1 pseudogene is annotated in these 1,653 nt (G+C 64.1%); it reads left to right on the top strand.

What is annotated here, in order from left to right:
* Positions 1-84: 84 nt before the first annotated feature.
* Positions 85-1,653: pseudogene (locus tag BGP00_RS10255) on the top strand (strawberry notch-like NTP hydrolase domain-containing protein); the annotation flags it as partial.

The following is a 1,653-nucleotide window of genomic DNA, read 5'->3' as shown; positions in this document are numbered from 1 at the left end:
GCGCCGCTGTCCTGCCGTTCCCGAGAAACGCCCATGTCCAGCCTCGCAATAAAAGAAGTGAGACACCCTAGACAGTTTAGATATCTGATCGAGGACGCCCGCCGCGACTGGCAGGCGCTTGGGGGCATCGCGCTCGACATCCAACCGCTCGCCAAGATCAAGCCTGAAGCAAAGATCCGACAGGCCGACGGCATCCTGTTTGCATCCTATGCCACGCTTCGCAGCGGCACTGGTGAGAAGACCCGCCTTCAGCAATTGCTGGAATGGCTGACGCCGGATTTCGACGGGGTGATACTGTTCGACGAAGCGCACGCGATGGGCGGTGTTGCCGGCGGTGAAGGTCGGTTCGGCGCCACCAAAGGCTCGCAGCAAGGCATCGTCGGCGTCGAATTGCAGAACCGCCTGCCGCGCGCTCGGGTGATCTATGCCTCGGCCACGGGTGCGTCCGACGTGAACAATCTGGCTTATGCCACGCGGCTTGGCCTCTGGGGTGAAGGCACGGCCTTTCCCGATCGCACCTCCTTCATCGCCCGTATCCGTGAAGGCGGTATCGCGGCGATGGAACTGGTCGCCCGCGAATTGAAAGCGATGGGCGTCTATACGGCGCGTGCGCTGTCCTATGCCGGTGTCGAGTATGACATCCTCGAACACGCGCTGACCCCGCGCCAGATAGCCGATTTCGACGCCTACGCCGATGCCTGGGCGATCATCCACCGCAATCTTGAGGCGGCGCTGGGTGCATCGGGCGTCACTGATCCGCTTGAAGGCAAGACCCTCAATGGTCAGGCGCTGTCGGCGGCGCGTTCACGCTTTGAAAGTTCGAAGCAACGCTTTTTCGGCCAGCTTCTGCTGTCGATGAAACTGCCCTCGCTGCTGCCCGCCATCGAGGATGCGCTGGCTACCGATCACAGCGTCGTCATCCAATTGGTCTCGACGGCAGAGGCCTTGCTCGACCGGCGCCTTGCCGATCTTTCTGCCGAGGATCGGGCCGAGATCCAGCTCGACCTTTCGCCCCGCGAAATCGTAGCCGACTATCTCGACAATGCCTTCCCGACGCGCGCCATGGAAAGCTACTGGAACGAGGACGGTAATGAACGCTCGCGCCCGATGGTCGATGAGGCGGGCAATCCTGTTCACTCCCAGGAGGCCTTGCGGATCAAGGCTGAGACGCTGGAACTGCTGGGCGCTCTGCCGCCGATCGTGCCCGCGCTCGATGCGATCATCGCCCGGTTTGGCACCGATGCAGTGGCCGAGATCACCGGCCGCACCCGTCGTCTGGTGACCTTGCCCGATGGCGGCCAGCGACTTGAATCGCGCACCGCCAACCAGTCGCTGGCCGATGCCAACGCCTTCATGGGCGGAGCCAAGCGCATCCTTGTCTTCTCGGATGCGGGCGGCACAGGCCGCTCCTACCACGCGAGCCTCGACGCGAAGAACCAGCAGCGCCGGATGCACTTCCTGCTGGAACCAGGCTGGCGGGCGGATCGCGCGATCCAAGGGCTGGGCCGCACCAATCGCACGCATCAGGCCTCGGCACCGGTGTTCCGCCCCGTAACCACCGATTGCCGCGGCGAGCGTCGCTTCATTTCGACGATTGCGCGGCGGCTCGACAGTCTGGGGGCGCTCACGCGGGGCCAGCGGCAGACGGGTGGG

The organism is Novosphingobium sp. 63-713 (assembly GCF_001898925.1).
Taxonomy (GTDB): Bacteria; Pseudomonadota; Alphaproteobacteria; order Sphingomonadales; family Sphingomonadaceae; genus Novosphingobium.
The sequence above is the reverse complement of the archived record's forward strand: the minus strand, read 5'-3'. Positions and strand labels throughout refer to the sequence as shown.